This window comes from Desulfacinum hydrothermale DSM 13146, from assembly GCF_900176285.1.
Classification (GTDB): Bacteria; Desulfobacterota; Syntrophobacteria; order Syntrophobacterales; family DSM-9756; genus Desulfacinum; species Desulfacinum hydrothermale.
In genome coordinates, this window is record NZ_FWXF01000007.1 from 1 (window position 1) to 20,467 (window position 20,467).

Here is a 20,467-nt window from a genome sequence, read left to right on the forward strand (position 1 = left end):
AAAATCTTGGGTTTCGAGGTTTTCGCCTGCGGGGGCTGGAAAAGGTCAGGGGCGAATTTGCCCTGATGTGCGCTGCCCATAACCTTCTTAAGATTGTAAAGGCCGTAGCTGAGGGCATCATCAATATAGATCAAAGAGCGATCAGGGCACAGGCTGCCTAAAGGGGCAGCTTGCTCCTTTTTGAATGGCTCTTTGATACCTGCTGATGCCCGATATCTTGCGTCGACGAGCAACGTCTCTGCAGTCACAGCACTTTCACCCGCGATGTTTGCTCATGAACGATGCAGGACTCAAATTTTAATCCGCATTGTCGGACAAGCTCCTAGGAGGGCGTCCCCGGCATGGAAACCACCTTGAGCGCTCCGGTGATCTTTTTCGCCGCCATCTTCACCAACAACATTTTACTGGCCAATTTTCTAGGCATGTGCTCCTTTTTGGCCATCTCCCGGGAACTCAAATCCGCCGTGGGCCTTGGGCTGGCGGTGACATTCGTCATGACCTGCACCACCGCCCTCAATTACCTGGTCTATCATCACCTGCTTGTGCCCTTCCAACTGGAGCACTTCCGCTATATCGTCTTCATCATCGTCATCGCCGCCTTCGTTCAGTTGGTGGAAATGATCATCGATCGGTACTCCCCGGGACTCTACGTGGTGTTGGGCGTCTTTCTGCCGCTTATCACGGTCAATTGCGCCATCCTGGGTGTGTGCCTGTTCATGATCATCCGCCGGTACAACTTCATTCAGTCGGTGGCCTACGGCTTCGGGGGCGGTCTGGGTTGGCTGTTGGCCATCACGGCGTTGGCGGGCATTCGGGAAAAGATCCGAAAGGCCCCCATTCCCAAGGCGTTGGAGGGGCCGGGAATCAGTCTCATCATTGCGGGCTTGATGGCCCTCTCCTTCATGGCCTTCAGCGGCATGATTCAAATCGGTTGAGGTGGAAACACCATGGTACAACTCGCCCTCGGACTCCTGGCCATCAGCACCTTGGCGGCCCTGCTGGCCCTGCTGTTGGAAGCGGCCCACGCGGTCCTGGCCGATTACGGCGAATGCCGCATTTCCATCAACGAGGGACAAAAGGAACTGACCGTCCAGGGGGGAGGAAAGCTTCTGGGTACCCTCATGGACCAGGGTATCTTCATCCCTTCCGCCTGCGGCGGTCGGGGCAGTTGTGGGCTTTGCAAGGTCAAGGTCCTGGAGGGCGGGGGCCCCATTCTGCCCACGGAAACCCCCTACATGGATGAAAAGGAAATCGCCGAGCAGGTGCGCCTGTCGTGTCAGGTGCGCGTGCGTAACGACCTGGCGATTCACATCCCGGAAGAATTTTTCCTCATCAAGGAATATGCAGCCGTGGTGGTGGGCCTACGCCCCTTGACCCCCAACATCAAGGAGGTGCACCTCAAGCTGGTGGATCCCCCGGAAATCACCTTCAAGCCCGGCCAATTCATCCAGTTCCAGGTGCCGGCCTATCCGGGTTGCCCTGAGCCCATCTACCGGGCCTACAGCATCGCCTCGCCCGCCGGGCTCAAAAACGAAATCAAACTGGTGATCACCCGCGTGGAACGGGGCCTGGCCACCACCTACATCCATACCATGCTCAAGGAAGGCGATCCGGTGCGCGTCAACGGCCCCTACGGGGACTTCTATCTGCGCCATTCCGAGCGAGAGATGGTCCTGATCGCCACGGGCTCCGGCCTGGCCCCTCTCATGTCCATCCTGCATCAGATGGCCGATGAAAAGATCAACCGCCGGGCCACGCTCTATTTCGGTGTCCGTTGCAAGGCGGATCTCTTCTACCAGGAGGAGATTCAGGCCCTGGCGGAACGGATCCCGGGGCTGAGCTATATCCCGGTTCTTTCCGCTCCGGCCCCCGAGGACGCTTGGGAGGGAGAAACGGGCTATGTGACAGACGCAGTGGCCCGCCAGATAGAGGACGCGTCCAATATGGAGGCCTATCTTTGCGGCAACCCGCTCATGATCAACGCCGCCGTGGAGATTCTCGTGAGTAAAGGTCTTCCCGAGGACCGCATCTTCTACGACAAGTTCGCCTGAACCACCCACCCCAACTCAGGAAACCGCGAGGGGAAGCCATGGGTCGTTTTCCCGTCTACCAAAGCCCGGATCTGGATGAAGTGGAGCAAAGGCTTCGCTCCGGCCTCCAATACCATGGGTACCTGGAAGGCGATCCCAGGGCGCTCATTCAGATCCTCACCGAAGATGAAAAGGCGGTCAAAGAAGCGGGCCTCTTTCACGACGCCATCGCCCGCCGTCTTCGCCGCCTCACCGACGCCGCTAAGAAGGGGCTGGGAGATCCCGTGGTGGTTGAGGAACGGTTTCGCGTGCGCATTGAGGCCGCCCGCGGTAAACTCCCGTGCCCCTGGGGCCATCCCGGCCTTTATCCCAAGACCCACGTGGAATTGGAGCGACTGGATACGGGCGAGCGGCTCCAATGGACGGACCTATCCATCCACTTCATCGAGGCCCACGGCTTTTACCAGGGGGCGCAAAGCCCGTATCGGCTCGACCCCAAGAAGGTCATTGGGATTTTGGGGCTGCAACCCGAGGCCTCTTCCCCGCCCATTCCACCACCCTGACGCCCTGGCGCCGGATGGAAGCCGCATCCACCCCCAGCCGGGTCAAAAAATGGGTGGACACCCAGAACTCCAGCCCCCCGGCCGGGCCTTCTCGGACCACAGCGGCCTCCACACCGGGCAGGCCTTCCACTACCGAAAGTCCCTTCTCCGGCCCCAGGACCAGCACGCCGGTGGCCAGCCCGTCGGCCAGCGTGGCCTGGGGCGCCACCACCGTCACGGCGGCGGTCTCCCGGGCAGTGAAGCCGGAGCGCGGGTCGATGATGTGGCTGTAGCGTTTTCCGTTCTTGATAAAAAACCTTTCATAATCGCCCGAAGTCACCACCGCCACGCCCTCCACCCGGGCTGTGGCCAAGATGCCTTCCTTCTGCCGGGGATGGCGAATGCCGATGCGCCACGGCTTCCCGTCGGGCTTTCGCCCGTAGGCGTACAGATCTCCTCCCGCATTGACCAGGGCCGCCTGCACACCCAGGCCCTTCAGGATCTGAACGGCCCGGTCGATGGCATGGCCCTTGGCGATCCCACCCAGGTCCAGCGCCATGCCCGGGTCGGCGAAGGCCACGGTGTGGTCCTGTTGCCCCAGAAGCAGCTTGCCGTAGCCCACATGCCGGAGGGCTTCTTCAATCTTGGCATCGGTGGGAAGGATCTTTTCCGCTCTGTAGATGGGCCACAGCCGCAGCAGCGGCGCCACGGTCACGTCAAAGCCCCCCTGGGTCATTTGGGAAATGCGAACCGACGCACGCAGAAGGTCCCAGAGTTCCGAAGAAACCTTCACCGGCTGTTGGCCGGCGCGCCGATTCAGCCGGCTCAATTCACTGTCTTTCCGGAAAAAGCTCATTTGCCTTTCGATGCGCTCCATCTCCGAAAAGGCCGCCTTGATGGCGTGCAAGGCCCGCCCCTCATCACGGCTGACCACGCTGATCTCCACCACGGTTCCCATCAGGGGTCTGGCCACCGCCGTCACTTGCGGCTGCCGGGAGCAACCCCAAAGTGCCAGCACGGTGAAGACGAACACCGCCGCCATGTTTTTAGTTTTCCACGTCACCGCGGCTCTTCTCTTCATGGGATCCTTTCTCGCTCCATGCTGCGTCGGTCCCTGCTTGCTTTCCTGACAATGGACGTGTCATATTGAACCATGCTGCAGCGCAACCGCAACCGGATTCCTGCTTCCCCTCTTTGAGCCCGTTTCCCGCTCCCATTTCCCCCGCGATCCTTACGCCCAACCCCGGCCGCAGGTGTTCGTGCGGCGGATCTTCCAACCTGAAGATACAAGGAGGGCCAAGGCTATGAAGATGACACTTACAGCCATCAAGGCGGACATTGGGAGCATCGGAGGACACATTCAGCCCAGCCAGCGCGTGCTGGAAACGGTCACGGGGCACGTTCGCCAGCACCAGAAAGGGCTTCTCATCGACTGGCACGTGAGCTACACGGGCGACGACATTGCCATCTTGTGCACCCACACGGGGGGCGTCGGCCATGAAGGGGTGCACAAGCTCGCCTGGGACGCCTTCAAGGCCGGAACGGACGTGGCCAAGGACCAGGGCCTTTACGGGGCGGGGCAGGATCTCTTGAAGGACGCTTTCGCCGGCAACGTCCGGGGGCTGGGGCCCGCCGTAGCCGAGATGGAGTTTGACGAGAGAACGGCGGAGCCCTTCCTCTTTTTCGCTGCGGATAAGACGGATCCGGGCGCCTACAACCTGCCGCTCTACCAGGCGTTCGCCGATCCCATGACCTGTTCGGGCCTGCTGCTTTCACCGGGCATGTTTCAGGGATTTTCCTTCACCATCATGGATGTTTCCCATGTGGAGGCCGATCGCGTCATCACGTTGAACGCCCCGGAAGACCTCTACGACATCGCCGCGCTGCTGAGGGATCCGGAGCGATTTGTGGTGGAATCCATCCATTCACGTCAAACGGGCGAACAAGCGGTGGCGGTGAGCACCACCCGGCTCCACAACATCGCCGGCAAATACACGGGTAAGGACGACCCCATCATGCTCGTTCGCGTCCAGGGAAGCTTTCCCGCCACCGGCGAGGTTCTGGCTCCGTTTCATCTGGGGGCTTACGTGGCCGGCTTCATGCGCGGCAGCCATGCCGGCCCCCTCATGCCGGTCCGACAAAACACCGGCACCTCCTTCTTCGACGGCCCCCCCATCGTTTCCTGCGCCGCCTTTTGCGTCCATCACGGCCGACTCACCAGCCCGGTGGATGCCTTCGCCCATCCCTATTGGGACCGCATTCGCGATCGCATCTCGGACAAGGCGACGGAAATCCGCCGACAGGGCTTTTTTGGAAACGCCATGCTGCCTTTCAGCGAACTGGAATACGGAGGAATCGTGAAGAAACTGGCGGACCTGGAAGAACGCTTCACCGTGAGGCCCCCAGAAACCCAATGAAATACCCGGGGGTATCGTGCCCGGAAGAGCTTGTGCGCCCGACCGGCCCCGCAGCCCGGGCACGGGCGCCGGCTTTTATCCTATCCCCGAGGAGGCTGTCCGAAAATGCCGATTTTAGAACATTTGGACATGCTAACTGTTCGAAATCGCATTGGCCCAAAGGGATGATTTGGCGATCTAGGACACGCTCCTGGGAACTTGTCCCAAAACGGGCTCCTGGAGGGGCGGCCCAGCCGCTTTCGCACAGGGCAGCCACGAGAACCGCTTGTCACAAAAAAAGCCGGCCCCGAAAGGCCGGCTTGTTCACCTTTTTGCTGGTCGGGACGGGCGGATTTGAACCGCCGACCCCTAGCTCCCCATGCTAGTGCGCTCACCAGACTGCGCTACGCCCCGACAGCGTTGGCAGTACTTAGCACCAAAGCCCGGTGCTGTCAAGGCTTGCACCGGTACGGGGAGTAAAAAGAAAAGACCTTTTGTGGGCGTGGGATGTATCGGCTTCGCACCCTGGGACAGGCACGGGCACGACCGGCTCCATCCTCCATGGGGCACCCATCACGAACGGCCCGGAGAGGCGTCGCCTCCGTTGTCGCCCCGGATCCCCAAGACCTTCATCTTTCGGTGGAGATGGCTGCGCTCCAGCCCCACGTTTTGCGCCGTCAGGGACACGTTCCAGTCGTTCTCCTCCAGTTTTTTCAGCAAATACTGGCGTTCGAAATGGAAACGGGCCTCCTTGAGAGTGGGATAGCGAAAGGGATCCTCCCCGCCGGGTGCGCGCCCCTGCTGAGCCACGAAATCGCGCGGCAGGTCGTGGGGCCGGATCACTCGACCCGGCGTCATGATGACCAGACGCTCCACGAAATTCTTGAGCTCCCGCACGTTGCCCGGCCAATCGTAGCGCTTGAGACGTTCCAACACCTCCGGATCGATTTCCTTCCTGCCCAGGGTGCTTTCCTGGGACAGCTCATTCAAGAAGTCTTCCACCAGTAGCGGAATGTCGTCCAGGCGCTCCCGCAGGGGTGGCACGTGGAGGGGAATCACGTTCAGGCGGAAGAAGAGATCCTGGCGAAACCGCCCCGCCTCGATTTCCGCCTGCAGATCCTTGTTGGTTGCCGCCACGATGCGCACGTCCACCCGGATGGTCTTGGATCCTCCCACCCGTTCGAAGCTCTGTTCCTGAATGATCCGAAGGATTTTGGCCTGGGTCTTCAGGCTCATGTCCCCAATCTCGTCCAGGAAGAGCGTGCCGCCGTCGGCCAGATCGAACTTGCCCCGGCGCCTCTCCTGGGCCCCCGTGAAGGCCCCCTTTTCGTGGCCGAAGAGTTCGCTTTCAATGAGCTCTTCCGGGATGGCCGCACAGTTGACTTCAATGAGAGGCCGGTTCTTGCGAGGACTGAGAAAATGGATGGAGCGGGCGACCAATTCCTTTCCCGTACCATTTTCTCCAGTCACCAGCACGGTGGCATGGGACGGGGCCGCCCTCCGGATTTGGTCGCGAAGTTCGACGATGGCCGCACTTTCTCCCGTGAGCCGCTGGCGGCGTTCGGCCTTTTGGCGCCACAGCAGGTTGTCGGCTTCCAGGCGCGACACCTGCAAAGCGTTTTGCACCGACACCAAAATGCGTTCCACCGAAAGCGGCTTTTCAATGAAATCGAAGGCCCCCACCCGGGTGGCGCGCACGGCGGTTTCAATGGTGCCATGTCCAGAAATGATGATGACCGGGATGGTGGGATGGGTCTTCTTGACCCGATCCAACATCTCCATGCCGTCCATGCCCGGAAGCCAAATGTCGAGAAGGATCAAATGGGGAGCGTCCCGTTGGATCTCCTCCAAGGCGGCCTCCGCTGAACCGACCAACACCGTCTCGTAGCCCTCATCCTCCAGGACCCCTTTGAGTGACTGCAGGATGCTGGGTTCGTCATCCACCACCAGAATCTTTTCCGCCATCTTCCCACAACCTTTCTCTTTATGTGCCGGGAAGCTCTATGACGATCACCGTCCCGCGGGGCTCATTGTCCCGCACACGCACAAAGCCGTTGTGATCGGTGATGATCTTGGACACGATGGCCAAGCCCAATCCGCTCCCCTTTTCCTTGGTGGAATAGTAGGGCTCGAACATGCGCAAGCGCGCCTCGGGCGGCAGTCCCCGTCCCGTATCCGCACATTCCAGACGGGCGATGCGCAAAATGGAATCGTAGTAGAGGCGCAGTTCAATGCGCCCGCTGGCTCCGTCCAGAGCTTGCACGGCGTTTTCCAAGAGGTTGTTCAACACCTGCCGAAACTGGCCGCGATCCAGGCGCAGCAAGGGAAAGTCCGGGCTCCGATCCACCACGAACTGGATCTTGGGATAGGTGTGCCTGTAGAGCGCCACCGCCTCCTCCACCAGGGCCCCCAAGTCGCATGGAGTGGGGTTGGCGTCGGGCATGCGCGCGAAGCTGGAAAACTCGTCCACCAGTCGCTTCATGTGATCGACCTGCTCGATGATGGTCTGCGTGCACTCGGCCAGCACCCCCCCTTCCTCATCCAGCATCGGCCCATATTTCCGGCGTATTCTTTGGGCGGAAAGCTTGATGGGCGTGAGGGGGTTTTTGATTTCGTGCGCAATCCGCCGGGCCACCTCGCGCCAGGCGGCCATGCGCTGGGCTTTTTGAAGTTCGCTCAGATCGTCCAAAACCACCACCACGCCCACATCGCGCCCCTCTTCGTCCCGAAGCAGGCTCACCTTGATCAGAAGCGCCATGAGCCGGTTGCCCACCATGACTTGAGCATGCCGCTCCATCGTGGGCTGGCGTCCCACCTGGTACATATCCCGAAACGCCTTGACCACCTGCAAGTGTTCCGCCTGGAGCAGTTCCGTATAGCTTCGCCCGATGACCCCATCGCCCTGCAGGCCCAACATCTCTTCGGCCGCCTTGTTCATGGTCCGAATGGTTCCGTGCACATCCACGCTCACCACCCCCGCCCCGATGTTGCGAAGCACAATCTCCATGTACCGGCGCCGATCCTCCAACTCCCGGTTGCTTTCCTGGAGGGCCTCGTTGGCCAGGGTGAGCTGTTCACGGTTGTGGCGAAGATCGCGGACCATGCGATTGAAGGAGGCCAGCAGGGTCCCGATCTCATCGTCCCTTTCCCAGTCGAGCGAAACGTCCAGGTCCCCTTCCGCCACCTTTTCCGTGGCCATGAGCAGACCCTGAATCGGTCCCGTGATGTCCCGGGCCAGGTAGAGACCGAACCAGACGGCTGCAAACAACACCAGCAGCGTGGCAATGGAAAAGGTGATGAGATGGCTGGTCTTCAAGGGGGCCTTCAGGAGTTTCAGTTGGCTGTAGTTTTCGTAGCCGCGCACCACCGCGTCCAGGCGAGCCGCCATGCTGGACGGGAGAGTTCGAACCAGAGCCAGATAGGCCTCAGGGGCTTTCCCCTCGTCCCCACCCACCGGCCGGAAGGCGACCATGGCCTCCCTCTTTCCCCCGGTGGGCACCAAGGGGAAGGAATCCACCGTCTCGTCGGAAAGGGCCCATTCCCGAACCAATTGGGCCATCACCAAGGGATCCAGTTGCTGCGTCGGGTCCTTCCAGACCTCCCAGAGAACCTTTCCCTGGGCATCGGCCACAAAGGCGCCCTGGACATGGTAGCGTTCCCAGAAGGACTGGGGCACGTCCCCTTCACGCACGGCCGGCCCATGGGCCGTCCACCCGCCGGGGAAGAGCTCCCACTGGACCAATTGCGCATCCACGAGCAGATCCCCGTGGACCTGTTTCAAATAATCCTTTCCCAGCAAGACGGCCTGTTCCAGGGATTGTTCCACCTGGTTGCTGAACCAGTATTCCAGGCTGAAGGAAATGAATTGGGTCGCCAGCCCAAAAAGGGGAAGTGTGGGAATGAGGGTGAGGCCCACGAAGGCAAGGGTCAGGCGCGTGCGCAGCCGATGGCCCAGGATGCGCCGGCGCCGCTCGAAGATCAGCTTGACCACGTTGCGCAAGACCAGATAGACCAGCAACAACAACAAGATGACGTTCAGGTTGATGAGCGCAAAGAGCAGGATGTTGCCAAAGATGGGCAGTTCCGATCGGTACTGGAAGAACCATCCCTCCAGAAACCCAAAAACCACCACCAGGCACAAAACGATGATCAGGACGATTCTTTCCCGTCGCCGACGGCGCCGGACCAGTGCCGCGTTGGAATAGCTCATCGTCTCGACTCAATGCACATAGGAGACCTGGGCCCAGTCCGTTTCAAAGTCCCACAGAGAGACGAAGAAGAAAACATAACGCAGGAAGAAGGGAAGCCGGACCTTGGACAATTCCGCTTTCACACGCACCTGATATTCCTGGTTCTTGGGAAGACGCCACAAGGGAATGATGGGCACGTCCTCCACCTTGCTCATCCATTGCCTGGCCTTGGCAAAATCCTTGGTGGTCAAGGTGGTGTTGGGATGTTCCGCCAACTTCACGCGGTACTGTCCGTGCAAGGTGTCGTATCGGATGCTGTGCTCAAAGGACACATCCACCAGCCGGTCTCGAAACAGCGGCACGCCCTCTTTTTCCAGCACCACCAGGATGCGGAAGGTGGCTCCCACCCCGCTCTTGATGGCCTTCAGCATCTCTTCATTGAAGCAATTATCGATACGAAACCGGACTTTCAGGTTGGGCGGGTCGGGATAGACCTGCAGCTCCACGATATCCGCCTTGTTCCGGGCCTGCGCGACCGGACCAGACAGCACCGTGCACATGATCGCCAATAAGAGGGAGGCAAAAAAAAACGCCTGTCGCATCCGTCCGTGCTCTGCGATTGGGGTTCTCAAGAGCTCAGATCTTAACGGACACGCCGGGCGTTGACAAGCAGATCTACGAAGTCAACCGGACGCCGGGACCCCGGTTTGTCCCCTCATCCCGTTCGAGCCAACACAGGAGGCTTCCAGTAGATGGACGGCACCGGCTGATGGATGACCTTCTGGGGGATGGCCGTGGCCGCCTGGATGAACCGAGCATGACCGGGTCTTCGAAACATTTCCCTCAGCACCTGGTTGTGCAGAGCATGACCGGCCTTGTGCGCCTCGAAGTGGGCAAAGACAGGAAACGGGCAGAGCGCCAAGTCTCCCAGAAAATCCAGCACTTTGTGACGGACACATTCGTCCGGAAAGCGCAGGCCCTCCGCGTTCAGCACACCGTGATCGTCGAAGACCACCGCGTTGTCCAACGAGCCGCCCAGCGCCAGGCCTTTACTCTGTAGATATTCCACTTCCCGGAGGAACCCAAAGGTCCTGGCCGCCGCCAATTCCCGCCGGAAGGCCCCCGCATCCAGCCTCCAAGCAAAGTGCTGACGCCCCACCAGGGGATGGGGAAAATCGATGGTGTAGTCAATGTGCAACACATCCGCAGGCCGGACCCTCACATACGCATCCCCCTGACGGACCGTAAAGGGCGATTCCACCCGCAGGCACGTTTTGGACGCTTCCTGGCGTTCCAGCCCCGCTCGGGCGAGCACTTCCAAGTAGGGAACCGCGCTGCCGTCCATGACGGGCATCTCCGGCCCGTCGATCTCCACGCGGAGATTGTCGATACCGAGCACCCGGACCGCCGCCATGAAGTGCTCCACCGTTCCCACGCGCACCCCGTCGGATCCCAGAACCGTGGCCAGGGACGTGTCCACCACATTGTCATGGCGGGCCGCAATGGCGGGGTTTCCGGGCAGGTCCACCCGGTAGAAGACGATCCCGTGATGGGGAGGTGCGGGACGCAGCCTCACATTCACGCGAGCCCCCGAATGGAGGCCCGTCCCGCCAAATTCCGCTTCCGCTCCAACCGTATGCTGACTGAACAGGTCGTAGTGCAATGTCTCATTCCTCCTCGAGGCTTTTGACTAGGGCAATGATCGTACCAGCTCGAGAAAGAAAGAAGAATTCTCCCTGATATCCATCTAGTAGTTAATATCCTTAGATCTTTTGGGCGCGCACCCTCGTCTCCGCGCAGGACCTGAGCCCCTCCACGGCGGGTGGGCCTGTGCCCCAAAAGACACACTCCTAACCCGACTGTGACTTTTATGCAACAGCCACACCCCGCCTTTCCTTATTGGGTGGCAACGACTGTCAGGGCTTCAGGGTGAACCTCCAGGCGCACCACCACGCGTCCGGATGGGCGTCCGGGGGGCATCCGATACATTCCGTTTCGATCCTGGGATCGATGGTTCGGGCAAAGCAGGGATACTCCACCATTCCTGCAGACTTGCAGGGGTAATCGGGAAGGCCTTTGCGCTTGCGCGCGCTCTGCACCCGGCAATCCACCATGCGAAAGATCAGGCTGTGTTCATCCACCACCTCCACCGCCTGCTCATTGATCCGAGCGTAAAGCCGGTATTCAAGAGCCGTCTTCAGGCCTTCCAGCCCCGCCTCCCGGGGAAGCCCGAGGAGCTTCTTGATGCGATAGGCCTCATAGGGAGAAAACCGGGTCCAGCAGGTGTCGTTGCACCGCTTGGCCGTATTCATCCCGTGCACCTTTTCCACGGCCTGGAACCACACCCCGTCTGTGGCCAGCCAGTTGGCGGCCACGGCGTTCATCACCTGGCGAAGCTGCGCCTTGTCCATATCCTTGAGCGCCTTGGGAACCCCGTCTTCCAGCTCGAAACCCAACACCTTGGAAAGGCGTTTGAGCATGATCCCGAAAGCCGCGTCTCCCGCGTCCGCCTCGATGGGCAAGGTCCTTTCCAGTCCCAATTGGTGCTCCACCTCCCGGAACCAGCAGCCGTAGTGGATGAGATTTCGCCGCAATCCATCCATGATCCACTGGACCAGCTCCGCTTCACTCCACTCTTCAAAAGGCTTGGGATCCACATGTGCACTCATGGCAGCTCCTCACTTTGGGGTTGGTTGGGTGGGAACACGCGTTGCGGCCCTGCCTCCGTTCAGCTCGTAACGGAAACCAGCAGGTGCCGTTGACAGGGGTCTTTGATGGAAACGGATAGCTGAACGGGCGGCCGGCGGTCAAGAAATTTATCATAAAGGATATCCCCCGCGGAAAATCCCTTGAGAAGGGCTTCCGCTCGGGTGTAGCTTTTCCAAAGCAGGCCACAACGTTTTGGACAGGGAACTTCGTCGCGCCTTGCATCTTTCGTTTCACGCCTTGGTCTGGCAGGCGGCGAGAGAACACCGATCACACACAGGGAGGCTTACCATGCGCGTGGGCTTTATCGGGTTGGGGACCATGGGAAACCCCATGGCGCGTAACGTGGTCAACGGCGGCTACGACCTGATCGTCTACAACCGAACGGCATCCAAGACGGCACCGTTTCGCCACATGGGAGTGCCAACGGCCTCGTCCCCCGCGGATCTGGCACGACAGAGCGACGCGCTGATTTTCATGGTGACGGGCCCAACGGATCTCCTGGACCTCCTCCAGCGGCCTCAAGGCATTCTGGAAGGACTGAATCCGGGAACGGTGGTGATCAACATGAGCACCGTATCCCTGGACGCCACGCGGCGCGCGGCGGCGTTGGTGGAGGCGGCCGGCGGCCGTTTTCTCGACGCCCCCGTTTCGGGAAGCAAGGTCCCGGCGGAACAGGCCACTTTGGTTATTCTCGTCGGCGGCGATCCGGCCCTGATTGACCAGATGGAACCCCTCCTGCTCACCATGGGCAAGAAGGTGGTTCGCTGCGGTGCCGTCCCCGCCGGCACGGCCATGAAACTCATGATCAATCTCCTCCTGGGCACGATGATGGTGGATTTGGCCGAGGCCCTGGTCTTTGGATCGCGACTGGGCCTGGACATGGAGGCCATGCTGGAAACGATCGCTTCCGGAGCCATGGCCGCGCCGCTTTTTGCCCTAAAGGGAAAGGCCATTGCCCAGGGCGATTATACAAAACACTTTCCGGTGGACCTGGTCTTCAAGGATTTGAATCTGGTCTTGACGGAAGCGGGATCCTTGGGCTGTCCCCTGCCGGCCACGGCTGCCTGTCGAGAAGCCTACAACGCCGCCCGGGCCATGGGTTGGGGGGATGAAGACATGGCGGCCGTCTTCAAGGTTCTGGACCGGCTGGCCGGCCGCTGAACCATGAGGGCTCTTTCAGCCGGCCAGGGAGGGGATGTGCTCCACAAAGCGATCCACCTCCCGGCGGGCTTTCCAGATGTGTGGAACCCCATTGAGGATCACGGTCACCGCGTACACCTTCTTTGCAGGCGACACCACATATCCGCTGAAACTCACCACGTCCTTCAGGGTGCCGGTTTTGCCGCGAACCACCGTCCCTTCCGGCAGGCCCTTCAGGCGGCGGAGCAAGGTTCCGTCCTCTCCGGGCTGAGCCAGGGAGGCCATGAATTCCGGCGCGATGAGAAAATCGTTGTAGGCGGCCTTCAACACCGTGTTGAAGACCCTGGGACTGACCCGGCTCGTCCGGCTGAGTCCCGATCCGGAATCCAGGAAGGCTTCCGATCGGGCCACCCCAAGCTTTCTCAAGACATTGTCCAACACGCGGCATCCCTTCCGAGAGCTTCCAGGCAGTCCGTAGACATGGGCACCCAGCACCCGCAGGATCATCTCCGCCATGAAGTTGTTGCTGTATCGATTCATTCCGAAGAGAAGATCTCCCAGGGGAGGTGATTCCAGTGAGCAGAGGAGGACGGAGGTTTCGGGCACCGCCAGAGCCTGAGAAGAGCTCCCGCTCACCTGCACACCCACTTCCTGGAGCATTCGCCGGAAGGTGAGGGCCACAAATTTTTCCGGGTCCCGCACATTCATACGGCGCTCCACGGGAAGCACCTTTTCTGCGGGCGGCCGCCCCCGCAACTGGAAGACCTCCCTTCCGTCGTCTCCCATCCCCAACGAGGAAAGAGAGATGATCACCTTGCGCGAAGGCCTTTGGCGCCATCTTTGCCGGATCGCCGCATAGTCTGTGGGCGGAAACACCCTGACGGCCGTGCCCTCCGGCCCCTGCTGGGACGAGATCTGGAGTGTCATCGTGTTGAAGTTCACGGCCGTGGCGCTCAGGACCGGATTGTGGGGCCTGTCCAGCTCACCGTCCAGGCACAGTTGTTCGTAGGGCGGGTCGAAATCCGAGTTGTCCACGTGGATGCTGCCCAGAATGCGGCGAATGCCCATGCCCCGGATCTTTTGGGCCAGCAGCCAGAGCCGTTCCGGTGTGAGATACGGATCGCCATGCCCCTTGATCCACAGGCTTCCGGAAAGGATTCCCTCCCGGGGCCTTCCATGAGCCCACAGCTCGGTCACGAATCGGTAATCGGGGCCCAAATTCTTGAGAGCGGCATAGCTGGTGATGAGCTTGACAAGAGAAGCGGGCACCAGCGGTCGGCGCGAATGCATCTCAAAAACGGTCTTGTCGTCAGAAAGCCGAACCACATGGACGCCCACGTGCCGCGCCACCATCTGAAGGCGCTTCAAGTGGGCTTTCCACGAGTCGGTTGTTCTGGAACCGGCACCAAAGCATGGGCTGGGGGCCACGACCAAAACGATCCAGATCGAAAGGGCCACCACAACCTGGAACAAGCCTGAGCCCAGCTGGCGGCTCGCCCCCTTGGATTTACTGCCAAGCCGTCGAAAAGCAGGTCCTTGTCTGTGGGATCTCCTATGTGGATCCATGGATCAGCCCGAAGAAGGTGTCCCAGAATTCAGGAAACGATTTGCGCACCGTGGCGGCCCCCCGGATGACCACGCCGGGTACCCGAAGCCCCAACACGGCAAAGGCCATGGCGATCCGGTGATCCTCGTAGGTTTCTATGGTCGCCCCTCGGCGCGGGGGTCCCTGGATCACCAGGCCATCCGAGCCTTCTTCCACCTGAACCCCCAGTTTGCTCAGCTCCACCGCAACCGCCCGCAGCCGATCCGATTCCTTGATTCGAAGGTGCGCCACATTGCGGATGCGGGATGCCCCCTCGGCACATGCGGCCAGGACCGCCAGAGTGGGAACCATATCCGGCATGCGGTTCATGTCCGCATCGACCGATCGGAGGGTGCGCGGACCCTGCACGCAAACCCCTTCCTCCGTCCAATCGACCCGGCAGCCCATGGCACTCAAGATATCCAAAAAGGCGCAGTCGCCCTGCAGAGCCGCCTGGCTCACAGGGTAGGTTAGAACGCTTCCGCCCGTCAAGGCCGCCGCCGCCCAAAAGTAGGAAGCGGAAGAGCAATCCCCTTCCACCCTATAGTGGAAAGGCTTCACCACCTGGGGCGCATTCACCACCACTTCCGTGGGTCCCGCTTTGCGGAAGTCCAAGCCCGCCTGAGCCATCATCTGCAGCGTGATCTCCACATAGGGAAAGGAGGACACGTTCTCCTCCCAAGAAACCGCCACCGGGCCCGACGCTTTCGTGGACGCCAGGAGGATGGAGGAAAGGTATTGACTGCTTTGGGAGGCGTCCACACAAACCCTGCCACCGCAAAGCCCGTCGCTTTCGATCACAACGGGCGGATAGCCTCTCTTCAAGGGAAAGCGCACCACCGCCCCCAGCGTCTCCAAGGCGACGGTCAGGGCTCCCACGGGCCGCTCGCGCAGCCTGGCGGTCCCGTCGAAGACGAAGGTTCCCTTGCCGGCTGCTGCCAGTCCGGCCAGAAGGCGGAGACTGGTTCCGCTGTTTCCCACATTGATGGGTGAGGAAGGGCTGCGCCACAGCTCGTGGGGAGGGCGAATTCGAACCGTACTTCCACGCCATTCCACCCGGGCTCCCAGATCCCGAAGGGCCGAAGCGGTCACGCGCGTATCCTCTGCGTCCAGGGCATTGAGAACGACACTTTCGCCGCCGGACAAGGCCGCAAGGATGAACGCCCGATGCGTGACCGACTTGGATCCGGGAAGGGGCACACGCCCGGTGACCCGTTCCACGGTGGGAATGGCGACTTCTTCCGCAGCCTGTTCCGTAATGCCTTGTTTGCGATCTGTCCTATTCATGGCCCCATTTCCCTTCGATCCTCATGCCTCACTCCCATACACGCCGTGACCGGCACCTGGCATCTCAGGCCCCTTCTCGGCCCTCCCGTCCCCCGGCGGCATCCCGAAGCGCCCGGCGCATGACCGATTCCGGCGCAGGCCGTCCCAGCCACCATGATAGTTGCTCCACGCCCTGGTGCAGCAGCATCTCCAAGCCGTCCACCACCGAGGCTCCGGCCGCTCTGGCCGCTTGCAGGAACGGGGTATCCAGGGGAGAGTAGACGATATCCATGACCACCGCGCCTGGGCGAAACGGCACCTCCTCCAGCGCGAACGCATAGGATCGTCCGCGCAACCCCCCTGCCGTGCAGTGGACCACCAGATCCACGCTCACTTCCTTCATGTGCGCCAAGGGAACCCAGTGGCAGCCGAACCGGGCGGCCAGGTCCCGAGCCTTGGCCTCCGTTCTGTTGGCCACCGTCACCTGGAGTCCGGAACGAACCAGCCCGTAGATCACCGCTTTCGCCGCCCCCCCGGCTCCCAGAACCAGCGCCCTTTGTCCTCCCAGCTCCACCGCACTCTGCAGAGCCCGCACGGCGCCGATCCAATCCGTATTGCGGCCTTCCCAGCCCTTCTCGCTCCAGCGGAGGGTGTTGACGGCCCCGATTTCGCGGGCCGCTTCATCCACCCAGGCACACAATCCCAGAGCGGTTTCCTTGTGGGGGATGGTGACACTCAGCCCGCGTAGTCCCAGCTCCACAAGCCCCTCCAGATCCTGGGCAAAGTCCTCCGATTCCAACGCCAAATAGAAGGCCGGCACCGCAAGGTGGACCAGCGCCGCGTTCATCATGGCGGGACTCAAGCTGTGGCGCACGGGATTTCCCACGACCCCGTACAGGTCGTGTTGCACACTGCGAGCCATAAGGGCACTCCTTCTGCCTCGACCGTTCAGCCCCCGAAACGGGATCGCTCCAGATCGAATCGGATGGGATGGCGGGGATTGGCCCGTGGGTAGGAGCCCAAGATCTTGAAAAAGGTCGTCCGAGACGCCGCCTCTTCCAAGGCCGCCCGCACCCGCTCGTCCCTTTCATACCCCCCGATATCGGCAAAGAACAGATACTGCCAGGGATGCAGCCGGTTGGGCCGGGATTCGATGCGCGTCATGTTCAAACCGTGCTGCGTCAGGACCTCCAAGACACGGTAGAGCGCTCCCGGCTTGTCCGCCACGGCGAAAAGAATGGAGGTCTTGTCGTCGCCCGTGGGGCTATTCTCCTCGAATCCCAAGACGATAAAGCGTGTGGTGTTGCCGGCATGATCTTCCACCCGTTCCGCCAACACACTCAATCCGTAGTTTTCCGCCGCCTTCACGTTGCACAGTGCCGCACCGCTCGCTTCGGACGCCGCTTGCCGGGCCGCCTGGGCCGTTGAAGCGCACTCGTAGATCTCGGCGTGACGCAGGTGCTCGGAAATCCATCTGCGACACTGCCCCAGGGCATGGGGATGGGCGTAGAGTTTTCGAACCGAGCCGGGATCGGAGGCTCGAGAACAGAGGCAATGGGCCACCTCCAGGTAACATTCGCCCACCACCCGCACGGGTCTTTCGTACAGCAAGTCCATGGTCTGTCCGATGCCCCCCTCCAGGGAATTCTCGATGGGAACCACGGCCACGCGGGCCAATCCCTTGGACAGATGGTCGAAGACATCCACCAGGGCGCTTTGGGGCAGGTAATGGGCGGAATGGCCAAAGACGGACAAGGCCGCCAGGTGGGAATAGGTCCATTCCGGCCCCAGAAAGGCGACCTTCAAGGGCTGCTGCAGCTTGCGGGAAGCCGCCAGGATTTCCCGATAGATGGCCCGCACCGATTCGGCCGGAAGCGGACCGGGGCTGGCCTCCACCAGGCGGCGGCACACGGCCTCTTCTCTTCCCGGATCAAAGGTGTCCAGCCCCTTTTCCGCCTTGATGCGTCCGATTTGTTCCACCAGTCTCATGCGGCGGTTGAGTCGATCCAGGATCTCTTGATCCAACGCGTCGATACCGCGGCGAAGCTCTTCCAAGGATTGCCCTTTCATCATTTCTCCATAATCGATTCGTCCACGGCCAACCCAAAGTGTCGGCCGCCGCTCTGAAGGGACACCAGCACCCGCACACCCTTTTCCAACGACGTCACGGAAAGACCGTCCCCCTGCGGACTCGTCAGGCAAACGGTTTCAGCATTTTGCAAAAGAATGCTTCCCGCACCCGCCTCACAGCGCGCTTCCACCACAACCAGGGGGCGCCTTTCCACCTTGATGCGGCCCACCACCGCCTCAGAGGTTTTTCCCGACGTGTCCACCACCACAACGGGGTCCCCCGCTTCCAGTTCGCACAGATACCGAGTGCGCCCTTCCGGCACCTTCACATAAGCATGGACCGCCCCTGCATTGACGCGAAACGGCCTGGGAGCCACATAAGGGTTTTGCCTCGTCTCCGCATGCACGAGAAAGAGGAAGCCGGCGCTGTTTCCCACCAGAGCCCCCTGCCCGCCGGTGAGCAGGGAGCAGGTGTCGATGCAGACCCTGTCCCCCAACCCCACAGGTTCCACTCGCACCACCTCAGCCTCCACCAGCTTTTCTGCGGGGCCCATGGCCTTCACCTTCCTCGTCCACACCGAGACCGTTGCGGGATCGTCGCCCGGGATCAACACCCCCTGCACTCCCTTTTCCAACACGCCCAACGCCAATTCCATTCGCTTTTCGTCGTCCGCGGCCACCACCAGCGCGCCGCCCCCGGCCACCAGGTTCTCCAAGGGTATGATCTCCCAGTCGGCGTTTTCCACCACCACCCGTTGGCCGCTTTTCAGTAGATCGGAAATGCGCCTTTCATCCTCCGGGGACTTGAGCGTCACGAAGTGCACATCCCGACCGGGTATCCAGTCTCCATCTTCCGCCACCACGAGCACCCGGCTGAGGCGTCGCACTCGATCCGCCACGCCCGGGGGCGCCACCACCCCATCGGCCCCCGCCTCCACGGCGGCCGTCACCACCTCCTTGTCCCAGTCGTGCAACTGAACCCAGACCTCCTTCACCGCTTCTCCCTCCCTGTCCTGGAAATAAAAAAGGCCGTGGGCTGAACCCCGGCCTTTGCAAAAGTGGCGATACTGAAAATGCTGGCGCACGCCGGGTCAGCCGAAGGACTCCTTCGTAAAAAAGTAGAACCCATAAAAGAAGAGATGGCGTACAGGCATCCCGGCGACCCTCTTGGCGTTTTTGTGGATTAGCTTCTTCTAGAGGACCCAACGCGGCCTTGTCAAGCCTTTCTCCCAACTCGCCCGTGATCTGGGCTTGGCGATCGGCAATCCAGGAACCGTCCCCGGGGCCGACGCATGGGCTGGTTCCAGCCGGCACCGTTCGCCTTCCATCTTTGCGTGGTGCAGCCGATCATCTCTTCAAGTCGATCACCACCTCCAGCCGCTTGCCGTTGCGATCCACAGTGAATGTGAGACGTCTGGCCTCTGCCCTCACCGCCTCGTGCAGATCCCCCATATCTTGCACCGCCTTACCGTCCACGGCCACAATCCTGTCGGCGGCCCGCAGGCCGGCTCGATCCGCTCGGCTGCCCGGGAGCACGCTCACCACATACAAGCCCGGTCCCCCCCTTTTCGGATCCAGCACAATGCCGATTCGGCGGCCGTGGCCGGGAAAGGGCCGCTCCTTTGGGGTCACCACCAGATAGTCCCCCACCGCCGGCGACACCTCAAACCCCTTCTCGTGAATCGGCATGGAGACGATGACCGCATAGCGGTGCTCCACTCGTCTCCGGGTCCTTTCCGGTATGCCGAATCGCTGGTTGACGTGGCCTTTTCCCGCCACCACCAGCACCTGGAAACCCGGGTGGGCCCTGAGCCATCGAGCCAGGGTTTCCGCCATGGTTTCCTCCCAGGCCAACTGGGCCTCGTAAAAGCGCTGAAAGTTCGGAAAGTTGCCGTGACCGTGACGGAGGAATTCTTCCTTCACAAAGGCGCGATGGCGGGGATCGTCGCCCTCGATTCGATCCGCCAGTTGACTCCGCTCCTCGTCACTCAAGCCGGCCAGGCCCTTCCTCGCCACCTTTTTCACCACGGTACCCGGTGCGTTGAGTGCCACCATGGGAAGACGGCGCGCGCGTGCAAACAGGAACAGGGGCCGGTAGAGCGAAAAATCGTAGCCCCACGACTCTTCCCAGGACAGTTGCTCGAGCAGCGCCTTTTCACTGAGTTCGCCCTTCACCCATCGGTCCAAGACCGGCTGCAGGACCCTTGGCACCATTTCCATCCCAATGGCCAGCTTGGGATGGCGTTCCCACAAGGCCCGGGCCACCTTGAGTTGCAGTGCGTGATCCGCCCGACTCACATGGGTTTCCCCCACGTAGATCACTGGCACCGTTTCCAGATCGCCGATCATCTCTTCAAAGCTGATCCTCCGGCCGGTGCGCAGGTGCACCACGTCCCCCACTTTCCACCCGGCTTTGGACAAGAACGCAGCGGAATCGGGCTTCGTGGGCAAAACACTGCAGCCTTGGACCGCCACAAGAACCAGCACAAGCCAACGGCACACCCTTGATGCGGTGCCCCTTGTGATCACCTCCAGCATC

The 20,467-nt window shown here is 61.2% G+C and carries 17 protein-coding genes, 1 tRNA gene and 1 pseudogene; 6 read left to right on the forward strand and 13 right to left on the reverse strand.

The window, feature by feature from the left end:
* The 4 genes and pseudogenes from B9A12_RS16930 to B9A12_RS07605 form a co-directional block, all read left to right on the forward strand.
* A pseudogene (locus tag B9A12_RS16930) lies at positions 1 to 110 on the forward strand (transposase); the annotation flags it as partial.
* Positions 111 to 341: 231 nt separating this feature from the next.
* A complete protein-coding gene (locus B9A12_RS07595) occupies positions 342 to 935 on the forward strand; it encodes an NADH:ubiquinone reductase (Na(+)-transporting) subunit E (protein WP_084057298.1) in 594 nt (197 codons plus the stop codon).
* Positions 936 to 947: 12 nt separating this feature from the next.
* Positions 948 to 2,051 (forward strand): NADH:ubiquinone reductase (Na(+)-transporting) subunit F, encoded by a 1,104-nt coding sequence (locus tag B9A12_RS07600; RefSeq protein WP_084057299.1) that lies wholly within the window; start codon positions 948 to 950, stop codon positions 2,049 to 2,051.
* A gap of 38 nt (positions 2,052 to 2,089) precedes the next feature.
* Positions 2,090 to 2,593: a hypothetical protein gene (locus B9A12_RS07605; protein ID WP_084057300.1), complete on the forward strand. Its 504-nt coding sequence runs from the start codon at positions 2,090 to 2,092 to the stop codon at positions 2,591 to 2,593.
* On the opposite strand, the gene B9A12_RS07610 is transcribed toward B9A12_RS07605, so the two are convergent.
* Positions 2,535 to 3,653, reverse strand: a complete 1,119-nt coding sequence (locus B9A12_RS07610; RefSeq protein WP_084057301.1) for an FAD:protein FMN transferase — start codon at positions 3,651 to 3,653, stop codon at positions 2,535 to 2,537. The two genes, B9A12_RS07605 and B9A12_RS07610, sit on opposite strands and share 59 nt — an antisense overlap.
* Positions 3,654 to 3,876: 223 nt before the next feature.
* Here B9A12_RS07610 and fbp point away from each other — a divergent pair, with 223 nt between their 5' ends.
* The gene (fbp, locus tag B9A12_RS07615; RefSeq protein ID WP_084057302.1) at positions 3,877 to 4,989 is read left to right on the forward strand and encodes a fructose-1,6-bisphosphate aldolase/phosphatase; all 1,113 of its coding nucleotides are present in this window, start codon (positions 3,877 to 3,879) and stop codon (positions 4,987 to 4,989) included.
* 315 nt (positions 4,990 to 5,304) lie between these two features.
* On the opposite strand, the gene B9A12_RS07620 is transcribed toward fbp, so the two are convergent.
* The 6 genes from B9A12_RS07620 to B9A12_RS07645 form a co-directional block, all read right to left on the reverse strand.
* A tRNA-Pro gene (locus B9A12_RS07620) sits at positions 5,305 to 5,382 on the reverse strand.
* A 159-nt stretch (positions 5,383 to 5,541) separates the two neighbouring features.
* Positions 5,542 to 6,933, reverse strand: coding sequence for a sigma-54-dependent transcriptional regulator (locus B9A12_RS07625; RefSeq protein WP_084057303.1), 1,392 nt, complete (start codon positions 6,931 to 6,933; stop codon positions 5,542 to 5,544).
* Between the two features lie 19 nt (positions 6,934 to 6,952).
* On the reverse strand, positions 6,953 to 9,178 hold the full coding sequence (locus tag B9A12_RS07630) for a sensor histidine kinase (RefSeq protein WP_084057304.1): 2,226 nt from the start codon (positions 9,176 to 9,178) through the stop codon (positions 6,953 to 6,955).
* 9 nt (positions 9,179 to 9,187) lie between these two features.
* Entirely contained in the window at positions 9,188 to 9,760 is a 573-nt protein-coding gene (locus B9A12_RS07635) for a DUF4390 domain-containing protein (protein ID WP_084057305.1), read from the reverse strand.
* 113 nt (positions 9,761 to 9,873) lie between these two features.
* Entirely contained in the window at positions 9,874 to 10,821 is a 948-nt protein-coding gene (lpxC, locus tag B9A12_RS07640) for a UDP-3-O-acyl-N-acetylglucosamine deacetylase (protein ID WP_084057306.1), read from the reverse strand.
* A 253-nt stretch (positions 10,822 to 11,074) separates the two neighbouring features.
* Positions 11,075 to 11,827, reverse strand: coding sequence for a DUF6125 family protein (locus tag B9A12_RS07645; RefSeq protein WP_084057307.1), 753 nt, complete (start codon positions 11,825 to 11,827; stop codon positions 11,075 to 11,077).
* 277 nt (positions 11,828 to 12,104) lie between these two features.
* Between B9A12_RS07645 and B9A12_RS07650 the strand changes: the two genes are divergently transcribed.
* Positions 12,105 to 13,028, forward strand: coding sequence for an NAD(P)-dependent oxidoreductase (locus tag B9A12_RS07650; protein ID WP_281247908.1), 924 nt, complete (start codon positions 12,105 to 12,107; stop codon positions 13,026 to 13,028).
* 15 nt (positions 13,029 to 13,043) lie between these two features.
* Here the strand turns inward: B9A12_RS07650 and dacB are convergent, their stop codons facing one another.
* The 6 genes from dacB to B9A12_RS07680 all read right to left on the reverse strand — a co-directional run bounded on the left by dacB (position 13,044) and on the right by B9A12_RS07680 (position 20,466).
* On the reverse strand, positions 13,044 to 14,375 hold the full coding sequence (dacB, locus tag B9A12_RS07655; protein WP_170920431.1) for a D-alanyl-D-alanine carboxypeptidase/D-alanyl-D-alanine endopeptidase: 1,332 nt from the start codon (positions 14,373 to 14,375) through the stop codon (positions 13,044 to 13,046).
* Positions 14,376 to 14,559: 184 nt separating this feature from the next.
* A complete protein-coding gene (gene aroA / locus B9A12_RS07660) occupies positions 14,560 to 15,879 on the reverse strand; it encodes a 3-phosphoshikimate 1-carboxyvinyltransferase (protein ID WP_084057310.1) in 1,320 nt (439 codons plus the stop codon).
* A gap of 64 nt (positions 15,880 to 15,943) precedes the next feature.
* Positions 15,944 to 16,780: a shikimate dehydrogenase gene (aroE, locus tag B9A12_RS07665; RefSeq protein ID WP_084057311.1), complete on the reverse strand. Its 837-nt coding sequence runs from the start codon at positions 16,778 to 16,780 to the stop codon at positions 15,944 to 15,946.
* Between the two features lie 26 nt (positions 16,781 to 16,806).
* Positions 16,807 to 17,928 carry a prephenate dehydratase gene (gene pheA / locus B9A12_RS07670; protein WP_170920432.1) on the reverse strand — a complete coding sequence of 374 codons (1,122 nt, stop codon included), beginning with the start codon at positions 17,926 to 17,928 and terminating at the stop codon, positions 16,807 to 16,809.
* Positions 17,928 to 18,923: a 3-dehydroquinate synthase II gene (locus tag B9A12_RS07675; RefSeq protein WP_084057433.1), complete on the reverse strand. Its 996-nt coding sequence runs from the start codon at positions 18,921 to 18,923 to the stop codon at positions 17,928 to 17,930. The genes pheA and B9A12_RS07675 overlap by 1 nt, the downstream gene beginning before the upstream one ends.
* 352 nt (positions 18,924 to 19,275) lie before the next feature.
* A complete protein-coding gene (locus B9A12_RS07680) occupies positions 19,276 to 20,466 on the reverse strand; it encodes a ChaN family lipoprotein (RefSeq protein ID WP_084057313.1) in 1,191 nt (396 codons plus the stop codon).
* Position 20,467 lies beyond the last annotated feature (1 nt).

Coding starts and splice junctions, on each gene's coding strand:
- aroE (WP_084057311.1), bottom strand. CDS start 16,780: ATGGCTCGCAGTGTGCAACACGACCTGTACGGGGTCGTGGGAAATCCC.
- B9A12_RS07635 (WP_084057305.1), bottom strand. CDS start 9,760: ATGCGACAGGCGTTTTTTTTTGCCTCCCTCTTATTGGCGATCATGTGC.
- B9A12_RS07625 (WP_084057303.1), bottom strand. CDS start 6,933: ATGGCGGAAAAGATTCTGGTGGTGGATGACGAACCCAGCATCCTGCAG.
- pheA (WP_170920432.1), bottom strand. CDS start 17,928: ATGAAAGGGCAATCCTTGGAAGAGCTTCGCCGCGGTATCGACGCGTTG.
- B9A12_RS07600 (WP_084057299.1), top strand. CDS start 948: ATGGTACAACTCGCCCTCGGACTCCTGGCCATCAGCACCTTGGCGGCC.
- B9A12_RS07595 (WP_084057298.1), top strand. CDS start 342: ATGGAAACCACCTTGAGCGCTCCGGTGATCTTTTTCGCCGCCATCTTC.
- B9A12_RS07645 (WP_084057307.1), bottom strand. CDS start 11,827: ATGAGTGCACATGTGGATCCCAAGCCTTTTGAAGAGTGGAGTGAAGCG.
- B9A12_RS07605 (WP_084057300.1), top strand. CDS start 2,090: ATGGGTCGTTTTCCCGTCTACCAAAGCCCGGATCTGGATGAAGTGGAG.
- fbp (WP_084057302.1), top strand. CDS start 3,877: ATGAAGATGACACTTACAGCCATCAAGGCGGACATTGGGAGCATCGGA.
- B9A12_RS07680 (WP_084057313.1), bottom strand. CDS start 20,466: ATGCTGGAGGTGATCACAAGGGGCACCGCATCAAGGGTGTGCCGTTGG.
- B9A12_RS07630 (WP_084057304.1), bottom strand. CDS start 9,178: ATGAGCTATTCCAACGCGGCACTGGTCCGGCGCCGTCGGCGACGGGAA.
- aroA (WP_084057310.1), bottom strand. CDS start 15,879: ATGAATAGGACAGATCGCAAACAAGGCATTACGGAACAGGCTGCGGAA.
- B9A12_RS07610 (WP_084057301.1), bottom strand. CDS start 3,653: ATGAAGAGAAGAGCCGCGGTGACGTGGAAAACTAAAAACATGGCGGCG.